General features: G+C 59.8%; 1 protein-coding gene. It reads left to right on the forward strand.

Translation table 11 applies throughout. The annotated features are described in order from the left end of the window. Nucleotides 1–48: 48 nt before the first annotated feature. On the forward strand, nucleotides 49–699 hold a 651-nt coding region (locus IFT66_RS23335), incomplete at its 3' end, for a histidine phosphatase family protein (RefSeq protein ID WP_192079137.1).

Genomic DNA, 699 nt, shown 5'->3' on the forward strand with positions numbered 1-699 from the left:
CGCGCCCATGGTAGCCGTCGGATCTAAACCTACGCAGCGGGATGGCTGATGCGCGTTTTTCTTGTTCGCCACGGCGAATCCCTCGGTAACCTCGACGAACGGGCTTACAGCCAGTTTGGCGATCACAACGTACCGCTGACGCAATGGGGACATCGCCAGGCCGCCGAAGCCGGGGCTGTGATCGCGGCCTATATGTCCGGCCTGACCGGGCGGGGGGTGCAAAAGCTGCGCGTATGGTACTCACCGTTCCTGCGGACCCGGCAAAGTAAGGAGGCGCTCCTTGAAGCCTTGCCTGTCGAACGCATTGGCAAGGTGCGCGAGGACTATCTGTTGCGGGAGCAGGATTTCGGCCTCTTTACTGAAATCTATGACCACGCCGAGCGGAAGCAAAAGTTTCCCGACGAATTCGAGAAGTGGGCGAGACTGCGTAGCAACAGCGGTAAATTCTACGCCCGGTCGCCGGATGGCGAAAGCCGCGCCGATGTTGCACAGCGCATGCGGTTGTTCCTGCAGACGATCATGCACGAGGCCCGACACGGCCACGACAACGTGGTGATCGTCGGCCATGGTGTCACCAACCGGGCCTTCGAGATGAGTTTTCTGCAGCATCCTGTCGACTGGTTCGAACGTTCGGACAATCCCGGGAATGCTGACATCACTCTGATCGAGGGAACGCGCGAAATGGGATACACCTCGACG

The sequence above is a fragment of the Rhizobium sp. CFBP 13726 genome, from assembly GCF_014841925.1.
In the GTDB taxonomy this organism is placed as follows: Bacteria; Pseudomonadota; Alphaproteobacteria; order Rhizobiales; family Rhizobiaceae; genus Neorhizobium; species Neorhizobium soli.